This is a genomic window from Faecalibacterium sp. AM43-5AT, from assembly GCF_003603345.1.
In the GTDB taxonomy this organism is placed as follows: Bacteria; Bacillota; Clostridia; order Oscillospirales; family Ruminococcaceae; genus Faecalibacterium; species Faecalibacterium taiwanense.
The window spans coordinates 1-2,019 of record NZ_QVGZ01000030.1; the positions used below are offsets into that span (position 1 = coordinate 1).

Below are 2,019 nucleotides of genomic sequence, written 5' to 3' on the forward strand. Positions count from 1 at the left end.
TTCCCTGCCGTAAAGTCAAGTGATGAATTCGCAAAAGAAAAGACCCTTCCCGTCAAAAAAACGAGAAGGGTCACTATAATCAATGTTATATCGTGTGAATTTTCAATTTTAGATTAGGCGGAAATTTCTCCAACAAAATTGTAGATGATTTTGACTTCCTGAATTTTCTGCCCATCGACCTTCTGAACCTCGCCAATCATGATTTTCTTGATAAGACGGTTCAGTACAACTTCGTCCAGCTCCTTGATGGCGGCATACTTGCGGATTTCCTCGATAAAGGCATGAACATCGCTTTCCTGTTCATCCGACTGGTGCAGAAGAAGATTCAATTCGCTTAAACGCGCCTTGTTGCTGTTCTGCTCCTGTTCCATAGCATCCGTCAGTTTCAGAAAACGCTGTTCCGAGATGATGCCTTTGCTCTTATCCGTGTAAAGATTCAGAAACATATCATCAATTTCCTGATTCCGTTCTTCCAAACGGCGAATCTCTGTCCGAACCGCAGAAGTATCCGTGCGGTATTGGTTCTCCATGCGGCGGCTCAACCGCTGATAAAAAGCATCCGAATCTTTCATGGCCTGTGCAGCCAACTCTTGAATATCATTCAGAACCAGCTCATGCAGGTCACGGGCTTCGATTTTGTGGCTGGAACATACTTTGCAACCGATTCGGTTATAGGTCTGACAGGTAAAAAATGCTTTGTCGATGGGTTCACGCTTCTTCTTGGTAGTTCGGTTGACATCCTTTCTGCCGACTTTTTCATACCGTGCCTGCATGGATTTCCCACAGGTGGCGCAGTAAATGATGCCGTGGAAGATGTTGTAGTATGGGCAGTCATTGCCCGTCATAATGGTCGGGCGGCGGTCGATCAGTTCTTGTACCTTCGCCCATTCTTCCGGGGTCACAATTGCTTCATGGCAATTTTCGATAATTTCCCATTCCTCACGGGGGATGAACTTGAACGAACCGGAACGGATGCCCGTTTGGTGTGTCCGGCACACAAGGTGTGCGCCCTTGTAAAACGGGTTGCGGAGGATGTGGCCGATTCTTGCTGTACCCCATGTGTAGTAGTTGGCATCCAGTGCTGTATTTGCTTTCACACGGGTAATGGGGATTTTCTCTTCCAGCAGCTTCTTGGCAATTCTCATATTGCCCATCCCGTCAAGGGCGTAGTCGTAAATTTTGCGGATAACGGGTGCTGCATCCGGGTCGATGATAAGATGTCCGTTGTCTTTCGGGTCACGCATCAAACCATAGGGCGGAGTGCCGCCGCAGAACTTGCCCTGCCGGGAACGGGTCATAACGCCAGCCAGAACTTTCTTGGAAATATCACGGCTGTACATATCGTTCAAGATGTTCTTGAACGGGGTAATGTCCATTTCCTGCCGGGTCAGACTGTCCACACCGTCCGTGATGGCGATATACCGGACATGGTGCTTAGGAAAGAAAATCTCGATATAACTGCCAGCTTCGATATAGTTGCGGCCAAGACGGGAAAGGTCTTTCGTGATAACACAGTCGATTTTTCCGGCTTCAATGTCGGCAATCATCCGCTGGAACGCCGGACGATTGAAATTACGCCCAGTGTAGCCATCGTCCACATAGTATTCGTAGCGGAACATTCCGTTCTTTTCCGCAAAGTCTTTCAGCATCAACTTCTGGTTGCTGATGCTCATGCTCTCATTCTCGCGCCCATCTTCCAAGGAAAGACGGCAATAGAGGGCTGTGGTTTTCTGGATATTCTGTTTCTTTCTGCTCATAGTTCTTTCTCCTATTCTATGAGCAGGGACACGACACCATTATAATACCATGTCCCTGCGAGCCTTTCAACGGTCAAATTGGGTTTATCCGGCTTTTCTTTCAAGCCATTCCTCGAACTGCGAGTGCGTCTGACGCTCGATAAGCTGTTCAAAGGCTTCTTTCATAGATTGGTTTCCAGAAAACTCACGGGAAACAATAAATTTCTTCTTCGTCTGCTGCTTCGTGGTGTGCGCAGGCGTATTGCTCATAGGCAGACCTCCA

1 protein-coding gene is annotated in these 2,019 nt (G+C 47.8%); it reads right to left on the bottom strand.

The genetic code is table 11. The annotated features are described in order from the left end of the window. Positions 1-113: 113 nt before the first annotated feature. Positions 114-1,757 carry a recombinase family protein gene (locus tag DW937_RS14540; RefSeq protein WP_117505415.1) on the bottom strand — a complete coding sequence of 548 codons (1,644 nt, stop codon included), beginning with the start codon at positions 1,755-1,757 and terminating at the stop codon, positions 114-116. Positions 1,758-2,019: the final 262 nt, after the last annotated feature.

What these genes read in the sequence shown, in the direction of transcription:
- DW937_RS14540 (WP_117505415.1), bottom strand. Translation starts at nt 1,757, where the DNA reads ATGAGCAGAAAGAAACAGAATATCCAGAAAACCACAGCCCTCTATTGC.